Here is an 18,012-nt window from a genome sequence, read left to right on the forward strand (position 1 = left end):
GAGAAAGAGAACGCTCATGAGGAAGAAAGCACCGAGAACAGCGATGGCGCTGGGGACCGGTCTGCTGGCCGTGGCCCTGGTGCTGACCGGCTGCACCGGAGGCGGTGGAGGGACGGGCGGCGATACCAAGCCGGTCTCGCAGTCCGACATCGACAAGGCGATGAAGACGCCGACGACGCTGACCTTCTGGACCTGGGTCCCCGACATCAAGAACGAGGTCGCCCTGTTCGAGAAGAAGTACCCCGCGATCAAGGTCAACGTCGAGAACGTCGGTCAGGGCGCACCGCACTACCAGAAGCTCCGCACGGCGTTGAAGGCCGGCAAGGGCGCTCCGGACGTGGCTCAGATCGAGTTCCAGTACATCTCGTCGTTCACCGTCACCGACAGCCTCCTGAACCTGAAGCCGTACGGCGCCGGCGACCTGGCGAACCAGTACGTGCCGTGGGTGTGGAACCAGGTGAACCAGAACGACGGCGTCTACGCGGTCCCGCAGGACTCCGGCCCGATGGGGAACCTCTACCGTAAGGACATCCTGGAGAAGGCCGGTGTCACTGAGCCGCCAAAGACCTGGGATCAGTACGCGACCGATGCCGCGTCGGTCAAGTCGAAGACCGGCGTCTTCATGTCGAACCTCGCGTCCAGCCAGGCCGGACAGATGCTCGGCCTCCTCTGGCAGGCCGGCGTGAAGCCCTTCGGCTACGACGGCAAGAAGGGCGTCACCGTGGATGTGAACAGCGCCGAGGCGAAGAAGGTCGCGGCGTACTGGCAGGACCTCATCCAGAAGGGATACGTCTCCACCGACCCCGACTTCACCGACAGCTGGTACCAGGGTCTCGCGAACGGCAAGTACGCCGGATGGCTGACCGCCGCATGGGCGCCCGTCTTCCTGCAGGGGACCGCCGCCAAGACCTCGGGTCTGTGGCGAGCGGCCGAACTCCCGCAGACGCCGGGAGCCAAGCCGGCCTCCGGAAACTGGGGCGGATCCTCCGACGCGGTCCTGAAGACCACGAAGAACCCGATCGCCGCATACGAGCTGGCCAAGTTCATCAACAACGACCCCGAGTCGACGCTGATGTTCGCGAACAAGCAGTTCCTGTTCCCGACGCTGAACTCGACGTTGAAGGATCCGGCCTTCGTCGATCAGCAGGCGCCGTTCTACGGAGGCCAGAAGGTGAACGAGCTGTTCGCGAACATCTCGACCACCGTCGACACGAAGTTCGACTGGCTGCCGTACATGGACTACGCCTATTCGAGCTACACCGAGACGATGGGCAAAGCGCTCGCCGCGAAGGGCGACCTGTCCGCCGGCCTTGACGCCTGGCAGAAGGCCCTCGTCAGCTACGGGACCCAGCAGGGCTTCTCCGTCAACAAGTGACACCTGCGCCGGCGGCGGGATCGGGTCCCGCCGCCGGCCGCAGCGCGACAGGTTCGAACAAGGGAGTTCATCATGACCCAGTCCGTCGCACCCGCCGGGGTGCGAACGCGAGAGCGCACCGAGCGACAACGACCCAGGCGGAGCGCCAACCAACGCCGGCTGAACCTCGCGGCGTACCTGTTCGTCGCGCCGTTCATGATCGTCTTCGTCGTGATGCTGCTCCTGCCGCTGCTCTACTCCGGCTACCTGAGCCTGTTCACCACCCAGCTCGTGGGCGGCCAGACGTTCGCCTGGTTCGCCAACTACATCCGCGCGTTCACCGACCCGGACTTCCTGGCGGGCATCGGACGGATGGGCCTCTTCCTGATCATCCAGGTGCCGATCATGCTGGCGCTCTCGCTGTTCTTCGCGCTCGCCCTCGACAGCGGCCGGGTGCGCGGATCGATCGCTCTGCGGCTGCTGATCTTCCTGCCGTTCGCCGTGCCCGGGGTCGTCGCCACGCTGATGTGGGGATACCTCTACGGCAACGACTTCGGTCCGATCGCGCAGGCCTTCCGGGGTATCGGACTCGGCGCCCCTGACCTGCTGAGCGCGCAGAACATGCTCGGCTCGATGATGAACATCGTCACCTGGGCCTTCGTCGGCTACAACATGATCATCATGTACGCGGCTCTGCGTTCGATCCCGACCGAGCTGTTCGAGGCGGCCGAGATCGACGGGGCCAGCCAGTGGCGGGTGGCGTGGAGCATCAAGATCCCGGGCATCCGGCCGGCGATCATCCTGACGGTGATCTTCTCGATCATCGGCACATTCCAGCTGTTCAACGAGCCGAGCCTTCTGCACGCGCTGGCACCGAACGTGATCGACAACGGGTACACGCCCAACTACTACGCGTACAACCTCGCCTTCACCAACCAGGACGTCAACTACGCGGCCGCCATCGCCTTCCTGCTCGGGATCCTGATCGCGATCGTGTCCTACGTGGTGCAGCTTTCGGCCCAGCGCAGGGAGATCCGCAATGACTGAGACAGCGACAGACCAGCCGGTGGTGCCGGGCACCGCGGCGACGCCGCGCGGCCGCCGTGCGCGCGGGCAGGCCCGCGCCTACAACCGGGAGAAGCAGCGGAGCACTCTGCTCACGGTGATGCTGTGGATCTGCGCGCTCTACTTCGTGCTGCCGATCGTCTGGCTGTTCATCGCGTCGACCAAGAGCAACGCCGACCTGTTCAGCACCTTCGGGTTCGCCTTCGGCCGCACGTTCGATCTCTTCACCAACATCGGCGCGGTGTTCACGGCGCAGAACGGCATCTACGTGCACTGGGCGATCAACACCCTGGTGTACGCGCTGGTGAGCGCGATCGGCGCATCCCTGCTCGCCACCATGGCCGGTTACGCCTTCGCGAAGTACCGCTTCCCCGGCGCGATCCTGATGTTCAGCGTCGTGCTGGGCGCGATCATGATCCCGCTGACGGCTCTGGCGCTGCCGACGTACCTGATGTTCAGCCAGCTCGGGATCACGAACACGCCGGCGGCCGTCATCGTGCCGTCGCTGGTGAGCCCGTTCGGCGTCTTCCTGATGCGCGTGTACGCGGCCGATGCCATCCCCGATTCGATGATCGAGGCGGGTCGAGTGGATGGGGCGGGCGAGTTCCGGATCTTCTGGCAGGTGGGCCTCCGCCTGCTCGGGCCCGGCATCGTGACCGTCTTCCTGTTCGCCCTCGTCGGGACGTGGAACAACTACTTCCTGCCGCTGATCATGCTGAACAGCTCCGACCTGTACCCGCTCACGGTGGGCCTCGCCCAGCAGCAGGCCACCAGCGCGGCGGGCGGCGGATCCCAGGCCCTGTTCTCCGTCGTCATCACGGGTTCGCTCGTGTCCATCATCCCCCTGGTCATCGCGTTCCTGTTCCTGCAGCGATACTGGACGACCGGACTAGCGAGCGGGAGTGTCAAAGAATGAGCGGATTCCACTACGGCGGCGACTACAACCCCGAGCAGTGGCCGGCGGAGGTCTGGCGCGAGGATGTGGAGCTGATGAACCGCGCCGGAGTGAACCTGGTCTCGGTCGGCATCTTCTCCTGGGCGCGCATCGAACCGCGTGACGGCGAGTTCGACTTCACCTGGCTGGATGAGGTGATCGACCTGCTCCACGGCGGCGGAATCCGGGTGGATCTCGCCACGGCGACGGCCTCGCCGCCGCCCTGGCTCGCGGTGAAGCATCCCGAGATGCTCCCCGTCACGGAGCAGGGCGTGACGCTCTGGCCCGGCAGCCGGCAGGCGTACTGCCCGAGCTCGCCGGTCTACCGGCGGTACGCCGCGCGTCTCGTGTCGGCGATCGTGGAGCGCTACGCCGACCATCCCGCCCTCGAGCTGTGGCACGTGAACAACGAGTACGGCTGCCACGTCAGCCACTGCTACTGCGACGTCTCGGCCGCGGCGTTCCGCGCCTGGCTGGAGGCCAAGTACGGGACGGTCGAGGCGTTGAACGACGCGTGGGGGACCGCCTTCTGGTCGCAGCACTACGACGGATTCGACGAGGTCTTCCCGCCGCGTGCCGCTCCGACCTTCCAGAACCCGACCCAGCTGCTCGATTTCGATCGCTTCAGCTCGGACGAGTTGCGCGCGTGCTTCCGGGCCGAAACCGACATCATCCGGTCGCGGTCGACCGTCCCGATCACGACGAACTTCATGGGCTTCTTCAAGCCGGCCGACTACTGGGCGTGGGCCCAGGAGGTCGACATCGTGTCGGACGACTCCTACCCCGATCCCGCCGACCCGCTGTCGCCGACGTACGCCGCCATGCAGCGCGACCTGATGCGATCCCTCGGCGGAGGAAAACCGTGGCTTCTGATGGAGCAGTCTCCCGGTGCGGTGAACTGGCGCGAACGCAACGCGGCCAAGACGCCCGGGCAGATGCGGGCCTGGTCGTACCAGAGCATCGGGCGGGGTGCCGACGGCATCCTGTTCTTCCAGTGGCGGCAGGCGGTCGCCGGTGCGGAGAAGTTCCACGCGGGGATGGTCCCGCACGGGGGGACGGACACCCGGATCTTCCGCGAGGTCGAGCAGCTGGGCGCCGAACTGAAGGAGCTGTCCGGCGAGGACGGTCTCCTCGGTCAGCCGGTGCCCGCGCAGGTCGCGATCGTCTTCGACTGGGATTCGTGGTGGGCGATCGAGCAGAAGGCCTCCCCGACGGCCATCCAGTACCTCGCGGGCGTGTTCGCCTGGTACCGAGGGTTGGTGGCGGCGGGTGCGACCGTCGACTTCGTCCAACCGACCGGCGACCTCGCGGGCTACCGCGTCGTGGTCGTCCCCTCGCTCTTCGTCGCAAGCGATGAACAGCTGGATGCGCTGGATGCGTACGCGAGCCAGGGCGGCACACTCGTCGTCGGCTACCTGACCGGCATCCTCGACAAGAACCTGCACGTGCGCACCGGGGGCTACCTCGGCACGCTCCAGCAGACGCTGGGCGTCTGGGTGGAGGAGTTCGCCCCGCCCGCAGCCCCGGACCTGGCCGCACTCGGCGGGGGCGAGCCTCCCGCTGTCCGGGTCCGCGGCGAGGCGGTCGGTGGCGACGCCTCCGCCTCGCTCTGGTCGGAGTACGTCCGGGTCGAGACGGCCAGCGTCGCGGCGGTCTTCGACGGCGGAGCGCTGGACGGCCATCCCGCCGTCACCCGGCACGCCCGAGGCGACGGGACCGCGTGGTACGTGGCGACCCAGCTCGATGAAGCGCCCCTCGTCGCGCTGCTGGACGGCGTGCTCGCCTCAGCGCGCGTCGACCGGCTGCCGGTGGTCGCTGGAGTCGAGTTCGTCCGCCGCGGTCGGATCCTGGTGGCCATCAACCACTCGGAGGATGCCGTGACGATCGATGTGCCCGGCACCGACATCCTCACCGGAGCCTCGGCGTCGAGCCTTCGCTTGGGAGCGCAGGGGGTGGCGCTCGTCGCAGAGGCGTGAGCCGGCCGGCTTACTTCGGGTCGCGGGCGATGGCCACGAACGCGTCGATGAGGGGGGACCGTCTGCTGCGGTCCCATCCGAGCAGCACGTCGGTCGGGGGCAGGTCGGACACCGAGACGACGGCGACGTCGTCCCGCCGGTAGAACTGCGCGGTCGACAGGGGGAGGATGGCGATCCCGTTGCCCACCGCGACCAACTCCAGTTTCTCCTCAACGGTCCGGCCGGGCGGACGAGCCCGGCCGGGCCGACGCTGCAGCTCGGTCGCGATCGCCTCCCACTCCGGCACGGCCGCCGGATCCTGGAGCAGATGCTCACCGGCGAGGTCGGCCATCAGAACGCTGGAGGCGGCCGCCAGCTCGTGATCCGTCGGGAGCACGACCACGCGCGGTTCGGAGAACAGCAGCTCGGTGGTCAGTCCCGTGCCGTCGAACGGTCGCCGCAGGTAGCTCACGTCCGCGCGGCCGTCGTGGAGCACCCGCACCTGGTCGTCCCAGCTGGTGCGCATGACCTGGATCGTCACATCCGGGTGGGAGTGCTGGAAGGCCCGTACAGCCGAGGTGACCATCACGCCCGGCATGAAGCCGACGGTGAATTCGGACTCGCCTCGCGCGGCGATGGCCACCCTGCGGCGCACTGCCGAGGCCGACGCGAGCAGCGCTTTCGCCTCCTGGTAGAGCAGGCGGCCAGGCTCGGTGAGCTCCGTGCCGCGGGTGTCGCGCACGAACAGCTGCACACCGAGCTCCGCCTCGAACGCCCGGATCTGCCGGGAGAGGACCGGCTGCGCGATCATCAGTGCCTCGGCAGCCCGCCCGAAGTTGAGCTCGTCGGCGACGGCGACGAAGTACCGCAGCTTCCGCAGGTCGAGGTCGGTGTTCACGCCACAAGCTTCGCACGGTCGGTGATACCCGTTGGGTGTCATTCCAGACGAAAGAGGTCTTGGACGGCGGCGATGCGGGGGAGGGATGCTCGATGCGGCTCAACGAAAGGAACCCCATGTCTCTCACGGGCAAGCGCGTCGTCATCATCGGCGGAACCTCCGGAATCGGCTTGGCGACAGCCCACGCCGCGGTCGACGCAGGAGCGGAGGTGGTGATCGCCTCCAGCCGGCAGTCGAGTATCGACGCGGCGCTCGGCGAGCTCTCCGCCGGCGCCATCGGCCGCACCCTCGACGTCCTCGATTCCACCGCCGTGCAGTCGTTCTTCGACGAGGTGGGCGCGTTTGACCACCTCGTCTACACTGCCGGGGAGCCGCTCGGGCTCCTGCCGCTGGAAGGACTCGACATCGACGAAGCGCGCACCTTCTTCCAGGTGCGGTACTTCGGGGCGCTGAACGCCGTCAGCGCGGCGGCACGGCACATCCGCCCGGGGGGATCGATCACCCTCACCTCGGGCTCGGCTCGCACCCGTCCCGGTGCCGGCTGGGCGGTCGCGTCCAGCCTGTGCGGTGCGACCACGAGCCTCGCCGGGGCCCTCGCGGTCGAGCTGGCGCCGATCCGTGTGAACGTGGTCGAGCCCGGCATCGTTCGGAGCCCCCTCTGGGGCGGGATGAGCCCGGAGGACCAGGAGGCGATGTACCAGCAGCAGGCCGACATCCTCCCGGTCGGCCGGGTCGGGGAGGTCCACGACGTCGCGAAGGCGTTCCTGTACTCCATGACCCAGTCGTTCATGACGGGCGCGTCCATCCCGGTGGACGGCGGGGCGCTCCTGGTGTGACCCCGGTCCAGGATGCCCGGGCTCAGGGGATCCAGGCGTCCGCGCCCTGCACAGGGGACTGGGCGTCGTCGTTCCGTAGCTCGCGTACATCCTGCCCTGGTGGACGCCCGAAGGCGCGGCGGTACTCTCGGCTGAACTGCGACGGGCTCCCGTAGCCGACGGCGTATCCCGCCTCGGCGACGCCGGCCGCTCCCATGAGCAGCCGGCCTCGGGCCTCGCGCAGCCGCAACGCCTTCTGCCACTGGAGGGGAGTCATCGAGGTCGCCGCCCGGAAATGCCGGTGGAAGGTGGACACGCTCATTCCGCTGATCCGAGCCAGGTCGGCCACGGCGACCGGATCGGCGACGTGTTCGCGCATCCAGCCGATCGCCCGCGAAATGTGCGCGATGCTCCCGTCGGCAAGACCGATCTGGCGCACGATGCCGCCTTGCTGGCCGGTGAGCAGGCGCCAGACGATCTCGCGCTCGGTGGCCGGGCCGAGGGCGGCACGGTCGGCCGGGTCGTCCAGCAGGTTCAGCATCCGGCACGCAGCGTCGACCAGACCGGCGGAGGCTGTGCCCACAGCGAGACCGGTGAAGGCGGGCGGTCGTGCGACATCGACCGTGTCCAGCAGCAGTGCGGCGATGACCGGCGGTCTCAGGGCCAGGCTGAACACGACGAACGGGTCGTCACGGGTCGCGTGCTCGACCCGGCCCGTCACCGGAAGGTCGATGGAGACGACGAGGTACTCGCCGGCGCCGTAGACGAACTCCAGGTCGCCCACCGCGGTGCGCTTGCGACCGCCCGCGATCAGGGTCACGGACGGCTCGGACATGGTCGCGGCCGGGGGTGTGCCGTCGGTCACGACGCCGAGGCTCAGCCCGTCGACGATGTTCCGGCGGATGCCGCCGCGGGCATGCCGGATGATCAGATCGCGCAGGTCGGCCAGTCGTGCCATACGGCGAGATAAGCACCATGACGGGCGTCCGCGCAAACACTGCGCCGGCGTCTGCACGCACGTCGGCAGGATCGTGCACGACCCCCGCAGGATCGATGTAGGGCGCAGCGCTCCCCGGTGATGCGATGGAAGCATCCGCACGAAGGGATGGAGAAACGATGAGACGCAGGATTTTCGGTGCGACGGGATGGTCGGTGAGCGAGCTCGCGCTCGGCACGATGATGTTCGGGACGATGGGCAACAGTGACCACGATGACGCGCGCGTCATCAACAGCGCGCTCGACGCGGGGATCAATTTCGTCGACACGGCCGACGTGTACTCGGCGGGCGAGTCGGAGATCATCGTCGGGCGAGCCATCGCGGCCCGCCGCGACGAGGTGGTCCTGGCCACCAAGTTCGGCCTCCCGATGGGTGCCGACCCGAATTCGGGTGGTGCATCGCGCCGCTGGATCGTCCGCGCGGTCGAGGACAGCCTCCGGAGGCTGGGCACCGACCGTATCGACCTGTATCAGTTGCACCGCTTTGACGGGAACACCGACCTCACTGAGACGCTGACCGCGCTCGACGACCTCATGCGGTCCGGGAAGGTGCTCGCGGTGGGCGCGTCCACGTTCGCCGCCGAGAAGATCGTCGAGGCGCAGTGGGTGGCACACGCTGCCGGGACGCACCGGTTCCTCAGCGAGCAGCCGATGTACTCCATCCTCGGCCGGGTGCCGGAGCGGGCGGTCTTCCCGGTCGCCCAGCAGTACGAGATGGGCGTGCTCACCTACAGCCCGTTGCACGGCGGGTGGCTCTCCGGGCGACCGCGGCCCGACAGGGGCCACCGCGCACAGACGCGCGGCGCGCTGTACGACCCCGCGACGGAAGCAGGTCGGCGGCGGGCTCGCGCGGTGGAGGAACTCCAGCGGGTCGCGGCCGATGCCGGACTCACCATGCCCCAGCTGGCGATCGCGTTCGTGACCTCGCATCCCGCGGTCACCTCCGCGATCATCGGCCCGCGCACGCAGGAGCAGGTCGACGGACTGCTGGCGGCGGCCGACGTCGTGCTGTCCGACGAGGTGCTCGACCGGATTGACGCGATCGTCCCGCCCGGAACGGAGCTCAACGACGACAGCTACGCCGCCACCCCTCCCGCCCTCGTGGACCCTGCGCTGCGACGTCGGCGGGAGAAAGCCTCGGCGCTCGTCGCAGAGGCCTGATCCGGCTATCCGCCACTGCTACCGGCCCGCGACGGCCCTCAGCGTCCCGGGCGGCAGGCCGAGTGTCCACTCGGAGACGTCCGCAACGAAACGGACGTGGGACGGGTGGCTCAGGTCGTCGGTGCTGTTGACGTAGGAGCCGCCACCGTCGACGGCCATGAGGATGCGGATGCTTGCGCCCTCCGGGTCCACCGGGGCGAAGTCGCCTTCGGCGATGCCGTCCTCGATGATCGCCCGCAGCCGGGCGCGGTCGAGGGCGTCTTGGGCGGTGAGGGTCACATCCAATGACGGGGTGAAGCGGGAGAGGTGGCGCGCGTTGAGCCACAGCCGCGCGAGGGGGAGGGAGGCGCCGGTCTCGATGTGGTGGACGAAGTGCGCCAGCCGTTCGAGGCCGGTGCCTTCGCGCGGGAAGAAGCGCTCGCGTTCGATCGTCGCGGCGCGCACGAATGCCTCGTCGACCAGGTCTTCTGCGGCGGGGAAATAGTGGGAGATCAGCCCGGGACGCACGCCGAGCCGGGTTGCGACCGCGCGAAGCGTGATCCGCTCGAGGCCCTCGTCGAGCGCGATCACGGCTGCCGCCGCGAGGATCTCCTCCCTGCGTTCCTCCGGCTGCTTGCGGGAGCGGGGAGGGGGCGCGCTTGACTCCATGGGTCCCATGCTATTGAATGACTGACCAACAGCCTATTGGCCGCATGACCAACAGCGATGGAGCTGGGTCAGGAGAGGAACCCCATGTCTGAGACGCGGACCGGCCCCGAGCACTTCGTGGACGCCTCGACGCAGCCCGAGACCCGCGGCATCGAGGTCATCAGCGACTCCGAGCGGCACGGCCGTGCCCGCGACCTCTTCTTCGTCTGGGCGGCACCCGGCGTCAGCATCCTGAACTTCACGATCGGGGCGACGCTCATCCTGCTGGGCCTGGAGATCTGGCAGGCGTTCGCCGTCATCCTCGCCGCGTCGCTGCTCTGGGTCTTCCCCGGGCTGATCGCGGCGAGCGGGCCGGCCGCCGGCACCTCCGGCTCGGTCGTGACGCGGGCGATGTACGGGATCGTCGGCAACAAGCTCTTCGTCGCCTTCGTCGGCTGGTTCATCGGCGCGGTCTTCCTCTCCCTCACCTGGCTCGCCTCCTCGTTCATGGGTGCGGACCTGCTGCGGCGGGTCGGTCTCGACGACCCGGTGTGGGTTCCGATCGGGGTGACGATCGTGGTGTCGGCGGTGACCGTCCTGGTCGCGATCTTCGGGCACGGGCTCATCCTCCGCATCTACCCGGTGATGGCCGTGGTGCTGTTCGCGATCTTCGTGCTCGTCTCGGCGTTCATCCTCCCGACCGTGGACTGGGCGTACACCGCGCCTGAGCCGCTCGGCGGCGTGCCGCTGTGGTCGGCGATCACGATCGGGTTCACCATCCTCGCCTCCACGCCGCTGTCGTTCATCAACAGCCCGGACATCGCCCGCTACCTGCCGCGGTCGACGAAGCCGTCGCACATCGCGGCCGCGACCGGGTTCGGCGGGGCGCTGCCGTTCATCGTCTTCACCGCCGTCGGCGTCCTCCTCGCCACCGGCCTGAAGGCGCCCGCGTTCGATGCGGGGATCGACGTCGCCCTCTTCGACCTGCTGCCGGGATGGCTCGGCCCGGTGCTCGTCGTCGGCGTCGTCGTGAACACGATCGCGCTCAACGCGATGACGACGTACACCTCGAGCATGGCGCTGCAGGCGATCGGGTTCCGGCTGAAGCGCATCCCCGCCGCGATCATCGTGGGTGTGGTCGGCACGGCGCTGACGATCTACCTGGTGCTGTCGTCCAGCCTGCTCGAGGCGGCGAATCTGATGCTGCAGTTCCTCGTCATCGTCTCGGGGCCGGCGATGGCCATCTTCGTCGTGGATGTGCTCCAGCGGCACTACGTGTACGACAGCGTCGACCTGTTCGACACCGGCCGGGGCGGCCGCTTCTGGTTCACCGGCGGCTGGAGCATCCCGGGTATCGTGGCGCTCCTGCTCGGTGGTGTGGCGACCGCGCTGTGCCTGTCGACGGACGTCTGGACCGGCCCGATCGGAGTGGCGCTCGGGCACGTGGACCTCTCGGTGCCGGTCGGGATGGCGGTCGCCGCCGGCGCCTATCTGCTGTTGAGTCGCACGCGGCTCGGAAAGGAGGGCCGGTCGTGACCGGGCTCGCTGACACGCTGTACCGGAACGGTCGGATTTTCACCGCCGACCCTGACACGGAGAACCTCTGGGCGACCGCCTTCGCCGTCACCGGCGATCGGATCGTCTGGGTGGGCCGGGAAGGCGGCGAGGAGCCGCCCGCGGCCGACCGGGTCATCGACCTCGAGGGCCGGCTGGTGCTCCCCGGGTTCACGGACGCCCATACGCACCTGCTGATGATGGGTGCGGCGCTGGGACAGGTGTACCTGACCGGCGCGCGGACGCTCGACGATATCTGGAACCTGCTTCTGGAGGCGCGGGCCGCCGACCCCGGCGCGACGGTGTTGCGCGGGCGTGGCTGGCTGTTCGACGCGGTGTCCGGCGGTGCGCCGACCGCGGCGATGATCGATGAGGTGATCTCCGACATTCCCGTCTACCTGGATGCGAACGACTACCACTCCTGCTGGGTCAACTCGGCGGCGCTGACCGAGCTCGGGATCACGGGCGACACCCCCGATCCGATCGGCGGCGAGATCGTTCGCGACGCCGACGGCAACCCGACCGGCCTGCTGCTGGAGACGGCCGCCACCCAGTACGCCTGGGCGCAGCGGGATGCGGCGACGACCGACGTCGACCGCGACGCCCAGGTGGAGCGGGCGCTCGCCGCCTACCTCGCGACCGGCGTCACCGGAGTGGTCGACATGGCCATGGACGAGTTCGCGCTGGCGGCCCTGCAGCGAGCGCAGGATCGACGCGGCGGGGAACTGCCGATCCGCGTGGCCGCCCACTGGCTGATCACGAACACGGGAGACGATGCGGCCAACCTCGCCCAGGTCGCGGAGGCCGCGCGCCTGGCCGCCGAGCCATCCACACCCTGGCTGCGGGTGGTCGGGATCAAGCTCATCCTCGACGGGGTGATCGACGCGTGCACGGCGGCCATGCGGCAGCCGTACTCGAACGGCTCGAACGCCGACCCGATCTGGCCGTTGGAGAGGCTGACACCGGTCGTGGCGGCGGCGGACGCAGCGGGGCTCCAGATCGCCCAGCACGCCATCGGCGACTACGCCAGCGAGATCGCGCTGGATGCGATCGAGCGCGCGATCGAGCAGAACGGCGACCGGCCGCGCCGGCACCGCATCGAGCACCTGGAGTACGCAGCCCCGGGGACAGCCGAGCGGATGGCGCGCCTGGGGGTGACCGCGTCGATGCAGCCGGTGCACGCCGATCCGGCCATCTTCGAGAACTGGGTGGCGATGCTCGGCGACTCCCGTGTCGACCGGGCCTTCCCGTGGCCGGAGTATGAGGACGCCGGTGCGCTGCTGGCGTTCTCGACAGATTCGCCGACCGCGCCGCACGAGGCGCTCGCGAACATGTACGTCGCTTCGACCCGCGCCTCCGCGCTGGTTCCCTCGGTACCGGCCGCGCAGCCGCAGTATGCCCTGCCGCTGGAGCGCGCGATCGCCCACGCGACTCGGGATGCGGCGTCCTCCGTCGGCGACGGCGCCTGGCGCGGCCGAATTGCGCCCGGCTACGCGGCCGACGTGGCGATGCTCGACACCGACGTGTTCGAGAGCGGACCCGAGTCCCTGCTGGAGGCGCGCGTGGTGGAGACGATCGTCGCCGGCCGGACGGCCTACACCGACTAGGCCTGCCGCCGAGGCTCGCGCACGGATCACCCCTAGCCTGAGCACATGCCTTCTGTGATCGAGAACCTTCCACCCCTGACCTGGACCAACGGACAAGGCGTTGCGGAGTGGCCGACGCCCGACCGCCTCCTCCTCACTGCCGCCGCCGGCACCGACTGGACGAACGACGCGCTCGGCGGCCCGCAGCAGCATGCTGCGACCTCGCTCGGTTTCGTACCGACGCAGGACTTCACCCTCAGTGCGCGCGTCCGCGTGCATCCTCCGCGGAGCACCTTCGACGCCGCGGTGCTCGCCGTCTGGGGCGACACGGACCACTGGGCCAAGCTCTGCTTCGAGTTCTCCCTGCAGGGGCAGGCGATGGTCGTCTCCGTCGTCACCAACGGCTACTCGGATGACTGCAACTCCACCATCGTCACGGCCGACCACGTCTTCCTCCGCATCGCGAAGCTCGGTTCAGGATGGGCGTTCCACTCGTCGGCGGACGGCCGGAGCTGGGACTTCGTCCGCGTCTTCCGGGTTCCGTTCGATGGGCCCGTGAACGTCGGCTTCCTGGCGCAGGCGCCGATGGGGGACACCTGCGTGGGGGAGTTCGACACCATCGAATACAGCACCACCGTTCCGGCCGACCTCCGCAACGGCGAGTAACCCGGTCGCGGCGCCGGGCGAGGTCACATCACTTCGCCGGACTGGCAAGGTCAACGGCGTCCTCGTCGCCGAGGATGTCGTCCGCGTTGGTCGCGATCCACGACATCAGGGGCAACAGGTGTTCGGCCAGGTCGTGGCCACGTGCGGTGAGGCTGTAGTCCACCCTTGGGGGGATGGTGGGCTGTGCCGTGCGGAGCACGAAGCCGTCCGCCTCGAGGGTGCGAAGCGTCTGGGCGAGCATTTTCTCGCTGATGCCCTGCACCGTCCGGCGCAGCTCGCCCCAGCGGAGATCGCTCTGGGAGAGCGCTACGAGTACCAGCACACCCCAGGTGCTGGTCACGTGATTGAGAACGATCCGGGTCGGGCATGCCGACGGGAGGACGCCGTCGGTGAAGCCGAACCCGTTCAGAGACGCAAAACTGGTGTCCACGTCAGTAACTTACCAAAAAGTGGGTACCTGCAATAGGGAAGTAATGCGCGGTTGGTCGGGTTCCCGTTCATGTCCGATCGAAAGGAACCCATCATGACCATCGTCGTCACCGGCGCCACCGGCCACCTCGGCCGCCTCACCGTCGACTCCCTGCTCGCCCGCGGCGTCGCCGCATCTGATATCCGAGCCGCCGGCCGCTCCGCCGAACGGCTCGCCCCGCTCGCCGCGCTGGGCGTCGAGACCGTCGTCATCGACTTCGAGAAGCCCGAGACGCTCACGGCGGCCTTCGCCGGTGCGGACGCCGTGCTGCTCGTGTCCGGCTCCGAGGTCGGCAAGCGGGTGCAGCAGCACCGCAACGCGATCGAGGCCGCGGAGGCCGCCGGCGTCGGCCGGCTCGTCTACACGAGCGCACCACACGCGACCGACGGAGCGCTCGTGCTCGCGCCGGAGCACAAGGCGACCGAGGAGATCCTGGCCGCCTCGTCCGTGCCGGTCACCGTCCTCCGCAACAACTGGTACACCGAGAACTACACCGGCCTGATCGACCAGGCGGCTGTGACCGGCGAGATCGTCGGCAGCGCCGGTCACGGGCGCGTGGCCAGCGCGTCCCGCAAGGATTACGCCGAGGCGGCCGCGGTCGTCCTGATGACCCCCGGTCACGAGGGCGCGGTGTACGAGCTCAGCGGCGACACGGCCTGGACCTTCGACCAGTTGGCCACCACCGTTGGGGAACTGGCCGGCCGCGACGTCCACTACCGGTCGGTCACACCGGAGGAGCACACGCGCATCCTCACCGAGGCGGGACTGGATGAGGGTACGGCCGGCTTCGTCGTGGCGCTCGACGGCAACATCCGCGACGGCGAACTGGCCGACGCCCGCAGTACCCTCGCAGAGCTGATCGGGCGCCCGACGACCCCGCTCGCGCAGGGCCTCGCCGAGTCCCGCGAGGAAGCCGCAGCCTGATGCACGCCGTCGAGCCAGCTGTCACGTGGTGAGCCGCTACAGGTCGATCACGTACATCGGACGAGCCCTCAGCGGTAGGCGACGCTGAGGTTGAGGCGGGTGTCGCGAAGCAGGGTCGTGTCGCCGCGCCGCAGCTGCGGGTTGAGGTAGAACAGCTGATCCAGGGTGATCCCGAATCGAGCGGCGACGGCCTGGGAGTTGTCGTTGCCCCAGACGGTGTAGCCGGCTGGCTGACCTTCGTAGGAGATGACCGTGCCGCGCGCGAACGGGCGCGGACCGGAGTCCTTCAGGGTGAGCCCCGGATAGAAGTCGGGGATCGTCCAGGTGATCGGGGCGGCGGCATAGACGGTGCCGTCGCTCACGAGTTCCACGCTGTGGAAGTAGGACAGGTTGCCGCGGTCGCGTCGACCACTGGAGTCGAAGGGCAGCAGCTGGTCGCCGCTGGTGGTCTGCAGGATGCCCACCGGATCATCCTGCGCGGGCACAGTCGGCAGGCCTGCCGTCGGGCCGAACCGGTCCACGCTGAGCGCGGCCGTCAACCCCGGTCCGGCGTCCGTGGCGAATCCCGTGATCGAGACCTGGAAGCGCAGGTCGGATGCGACGCTGACGGTGACGTCACCGGTGGCGTGGCCGTCGACGTCTGCGAGCCTTCCTGTGCCCATCACGGTTCCTGCCGGAGGGAGATATTGGAACTCGTCGGCGTACGGCGTTCCCGTTCTGGCAGCCGGAGTCGGTGCAGCCGGACGGCTCCCCCCGGCAACCGCCTTCACAGTGGGACCAGGCGCATGCGGCGAGGCCGTTCCGGTGCATCCTGCGAGCAGGAGACCGACGGACATCGCCAGCGCCGAGGCTGCAAGCAGCGCGCCCGGACGGATTCTCTGCACCACAGGCACACTTTGTCGGTTCGCGGCCTCCCACGCAAGAGGCGGCCGTCGTCACTCCGAGCGGCGAAGCCCCGCCATGAACGCCGTCAGCAGATTCCGGCCCTCGGGCCAGGAGCCGAGCCCACTGGCCGAGTTCAGATGACCGTGTTCTCCGACGGAGACTCTCGAGAGACCCCACGAGGCCGCCAGGGCGGCTGAACTTTCCGGAGTGCAGTAGGGATCGTCTTCGCTGGCGACGATGACCCCCGGACTCGGTGGCCGCACCTGCAGTTCGCGCGCGAACGACGCTCCTTGACGGGGGAAGTTCGGGCCGTCCGGGTCCGGGACAGCCACCAGGAAGAGCCCGGCCACACGCTCCGGGTTCGCGAAGGCCCAGCGCACGGCGAGGAGGCAGCCGAGGCTGTGAGCCACCAGGACGACGGGGTCCGTTCCAACGGCGAGGTCTAGAGCACCCGACCAGTCGTCGAAGTCCGGCTCGTCCCAGGACGCCGGGGCGAATCGGTGCATGTCGGTCGATTCCCGTTCCCAGATCGTCTGCCAGTGCCGTTCGTCAGAACCGCCGATGCCGGGCACCGTGATGATTCGCGGGGGAGTCCTCACGATGCCTTCCGCCTGCGGGGGGCGGCCGAGCGCGGCGGGCTTGCGCGGAGGTGGTCGGCGGCCTGACCGAGGACGCGGGCCAGATCGTCGACGTCATCGTCCGAGAGCGTCGCGAACAGCAGCTGGTGCAGGGCCTCGATGTGGCCGGGGAACACATCCGCGAGCACGGACCGGCCGGCGTCGGTGAGCGTGAGAACCGTGCTGCGCTCGTCGTCGGGTGAGGGCGTGCGCGTGACGAGGCCGCGCTGTTCCAGCAGCTGCGCCTGGTAGGTCAGCCCGCTCCGGCTGTACACCACGCCGTCGGCGAGGTCCGTCATGCGCGCCTGCGCGCCGGGAGCATCCCCGAGGCGGGCCAGGAGCTCGAACTGGACGTAGCTGAGGCCGCCGGCATCGCGGAGCTGCTTCTCGACGGCGTGCTTGAGCAGGCTGCTCACCTCGGTGAAGGCGAAGTACGCCCTGAGCTGAGTGGGCGTCAGGGATGCGGGGGTTTCCGTCATGTCCCCATCCTAACAGTTGCTTCAAGTTCGAAGTAATGCTACTGTCGCCGTACTGCTTCGAACTCGAAGCAAATGGCGAAAGGAAAAGATCATGAAGGCAGTACGATTCCACGAGGTGGGCGGCCCTGAAGTGCTCCGGTACGAGGACGTCGAGCGGCCTGTGCCGGCAGCGGGGCAGGTCCGCCTGCGTGTCGCGGCGTCGGCGTTCAGCGCGGCAGACGCCGGGATGCGGGCCGGGTTCCTGCCGATCCCGGTCGCGCTGCCCCACGTTCCGGGCTACGACGTCTCGGGCACCATCGACGCCGTCGGCGAGGGTGTCGACGGCGTCTCCGTGGGGGATGCGGTGATCGGCTTCCTCCCGATGGAGCGGGATGGCGGCGCCGCCGAGTACGTGATCGCCGAGGCGGATGCGGTCGTGCCGGCTCCGACGAGCATCCCGCTGGCCGATGCCGCAGCCCTGCCGTCTGTTGCCTTGACCGCGTGGCAGGCGCTCTTCGACGACGGTCGCCTCGAGGCCGGGCAGCGCGTGCTCATCGTCGGTGCCGGCGGGGTCGTGGGCAAGTACGCCATCCAGCTCGCCAAGCGCGCCGGCGTGCACGTCGTGGCGACCGCCAGCCCGCGCAGCGTCGAGGCGGTGCGCGCGGCGGGTGCGGACGAGATCATCGACCACACCGACACGGACCTGCTCAGCGCGGTCCATGAGCCCGTCGACGTGTTGCTCAACCTCGCGCCGATCGATCCGGACCAGTTCGCGGCGTACGTCGCGCTCGTCCGCGATGGCGGAACGGTGGTCAGCACCACCGCGTTCATGGCGACACCGGGCGATGAGGGGCGTGGAGTGGGCGCCGTGACGGTGTTCGTGCAGCCGAACCGTGAGCGTCTCAGCAGCCTCGTGTCCCTCGTCGACGACGGCGAGCTGACCGTGGAGGTCACCCGCCGCATCCCGCTCACCGACCTTCCCGCTCTCCACGCGGAGGCCGGCGCGGGCCGTGTCACGGGAAAGGTCATCGTCCTCCCCGAGTGATCC

18 protein-coding genes are annotated in these 18,012 nt (G+C 69.0%); 11 read left to right on the top strand and 7 right to left on the bottom strand.

Going from position 1 to position 18,012, the window contains the following annotated elements:
* Positions 1-16: 16 nt before the first annotated feature.
* The 4 genes from AB7E03_RS16220 to AB7E03_RS16235 all read left to right on the top strand — a co-directional run bounded on the left by AB7E03_RS16220 (position 17) and on the right by AB7E03_RS16235 (position 5,329).
* Complete coding sequence (locus AB7E03_RS16220) at positions 17-1,375, top strand: ABC transporter substrate-binding protein (protein WP_489942369.1); 1,359 nt, start codon at positions 17-19, stop codon at positions 1,373-1,375.
* Positions 1,376-1,447: 72 nt separating this feature from the next.
* Entirely contained in the window at positions 1,448-2,401 is a 954-nt protein-coding gene (locus AB7E03_RS16225) for a carbohydrate ABC transporter permease (protein ID WP_441783476.1), read from the top strand.
* On the top strand, positions 2,394-3,335 hold the full coding sequence (locus AB7E03_RS16230; protein WP_441783477.1) for a carbohydrate ABC transporter permease: 942 nt from the start codon (positions 2,394-2,396) through the stop codon (positions 3,333-3,335). The genes AB7E03_RS16225 and AB7E03_RS16230 overlap by 8 nt, the downstream gene beginning before the upstream one ends.
* Positions 3,332-5,329, top strand: coding sequence for a beta-galactosidase (locus AB7E03_RS16235; RefSeq protein WP_489942370.1), 1,998 nt, complete (start codon positions 3,332-3,334; stop codon positions 5,327-5,329). Before AB7E03_RS16230 ends, AB7E03_RS16235 begins: the two co-directional genes overlap by 4 nt.
* 10 nt (positions 5,330-5,339) lie before the next feature.
* Here the strand turns inward: AB7E03_RS16235 and AB7E03_RS16240 are convergent, their stop codons facing one another.
* Positions 5,340-6,206, bottom strand: coding sequence for a LysR family transcriptional regulator (locus tag AB7E03_RS16240; RefSeq protein ID WP_489942371.1), 867 nt, complete (start codon positions 6,204-6,206; stop codon positions 5,340-5,342).
* A 116-nt stretch (positions 6,207-6,322) separates the two neighbouring features.
* On the opposite strand from AB7E03_RS16240, the gene AB7E03_RS16245 reads away from it, so the two are divergent.
* Positions 6,323-7,042, top strand: a complete 720-nt coding sequence (locus AB7E03_RS16245; protein WP_489942372.1) for an SDR family oxidoreductase — start codon at positions 6,323-6,325, stop codon at positions 7,040-7,042.
* Positions 7,043-7,064: 22 nt separating this feature from the next.
* Here AB7E03_RS16245 and AB7E03_RS16250 read toward each other — a convergent pair whose 3' ends face one another.
* Entirely contained in the window at positions 7,065-7,979 is a 915-nt protein-coding gene (locus tag AB7E03_RS16250) for an AraC family transcriptional regulator (protein ID WP_489942373.1), read from the bottom strand.
* Positions 7,980-8,137: 158 nt separating this feature from the next.
* On the opposite strand from AB7E03_RS16250, the gene AB7E03_RS16255 reads away from it, so the two are divergent.
* Positions 8,138-9,178, top strand: a complete 1,041-nt coding sequence (locus AB7E03_RS16255; RefSeq protein WP_489942374.1) for an aldo/keto reductase — start codon at positions 8,138-8,140, stop codon at positions 9,176-9,178.
* 18 nt (positions 9,179-9,196) lie between these two features.
* On the opposite strand, the gene AB7E03_RS16260 is transcribed toward AB7E03_RS16255, so the two are convergent.
* Entirely contained in the window at positions 9,197-9,826 is a 630-nt protein-coding gene (locus AB7E03_RS16260; protein ID WP_489942375.1) for a TetR family transcriptional regulator, read from the bottom strand.
* Positions 9,827-9,910: 84 nt separating this feature from the next.
* Here AB7E03_RS16260 and AB7E03_RS16265 point away from each other — a divergent pair, with 84 nt between their 5' ends.
* Genes AB7E03_RS16265 through AB7E03_RS16275 form a run of 3 tightly spaced genes read left to right on the top strand, consistent with a single transcriptional unit; the run spans position 9,911 to position 13,611 of the window.
* Positions 9,911-11,341: a purine-cytosine permease family protein gene (locus AB7E03_RS16265; protein ID WP_489942376.1), complete on the top strand. Its 1,431-nt coding sequence runs from the start codon at positions 9,911-9,913 to the stop codon at positions 11,339-11,341.
* On the top strand, positions 11,338-12,966 hold the full coding sequence (locus tag AB7E03_RS16270) for an amidohydrolase (RefSeq protein WP_489942377.1): 1,629 nt from the start codon (positions 11,338-11,340) through the stop codon (positions 12,964-12,966). The genes AB7E03_RS16265 and AB7E03_RS16270 overlap by 4 nt, the downstream gene beginning before the upstream one ends.
* A 45-nt stretch (positions 12,967-13,011) precedes the next feature.
* Complete coding sequence (locus tag AB7E03_RS16275) at positions 13,012-13,611, top strand: DUF1349 domain-containing protein (protein ID WP_489942378.1); 600 nt, start codon at positions 13,012-13,014, stop codon at positions 13,609-13,611.
* A 28-nt stretch (positions 13,612-13,639) separates the two neighbouring features.
* Here the strand turns inward: AB7E03_RS16275 and AB7E03_RS16280 are convergent, their stop codons facing one another.
* Positions 13,640-14,041: a winged helix-turn-helix transcriptional regulator gene (locus AB7E03_RS16280; RefSeq protein ID WP_489942379.1), complete on the bottom strand. Its 402-nt coding sequence runs from the start codon at positions 14,039-14,041 to the stop codon at positions 13,640-13,642.
* Positions 14,042-14,134: 93 nt separating this feature from the next.
* On the opposite strand from AB7E03_RS16280, the gene AB7E03_RS16285 reads away from it, so the two are divergent.
* Positions 14,135-15,004, top strand: a complete 870-nt coding sequence (locus tag AB7E03_RS16285; RefSeq protein ID WP_489942380.1) for an SDR family oxidoreductase — start codon at positions 14,135-14,137, stop codon at positions 15,002-15,004.
* Positions 15,005-15,072: 68 nt separating this feature from the next.
* Here AB7E03_RS16285 and AB7E03_RS16290 read toward each other — a convergent pair whose 3' ends face one another.
* From AB7E03_RS16290 to AB7E03_RS16300, 3 genes are all read right to left on the bottom strand, one after another.
* Complete coding sequence (locus AB7E03_RS16290) at positions 15,073-15,666, bottom strand: hypothetical protein (protein ID WP_441783490.1); 594 nt, start codon at positions 15,664-15,666, stop codon at positions 15,073-15,075.
* A gap of 273 nt (positions 15,667-15,939) precedes the next feature.
* Positions 15,940-16,488, bottom strand: a complete 549-nt coding sequence (locus tag AB7E03_RS16295) for an RBBP9/YdeN family alpha/beta hydrolase (protein ID WP_489942381.1) — start codon at positions 16,486-16,488, stop codon at positions 15,940-15,942.
* Entirely contained in the window at positions 16,485-16,985 is a 501-nt protein-coding gene (locus tag AB7E03_RS16300) for a MarR family winged helix-turn-helix transcriptional regulator (protein WP_489942382.1), read from the bottom strand. Before AB7E03_RS16300 ends, AB7E03_RS16295 begins: the two co-directional genes overlap by 4 nt.
* Positions 16,986-17,076: 91 nt before the next feature.
* Between AB7E03_RS16300 and AB7E03_RS16305 the strand changes: the two genes are divergently transcribed.
* Entirely contained in the window at positions 17,077-18,009 is a 933-nt protein-coding gene (locus tag AB7E03_RS16305) for an NADP-dependent oxidoreductase (RefSeq protein ID WP_489942383.1), read from the top strand.
* The last annotated feature ends 3 nt before the right edge of the window (positions 18,010-18,012 follow it).

This window comes from Leifsonia sp. RCC_180 (genome assembly GCF_058138205.1).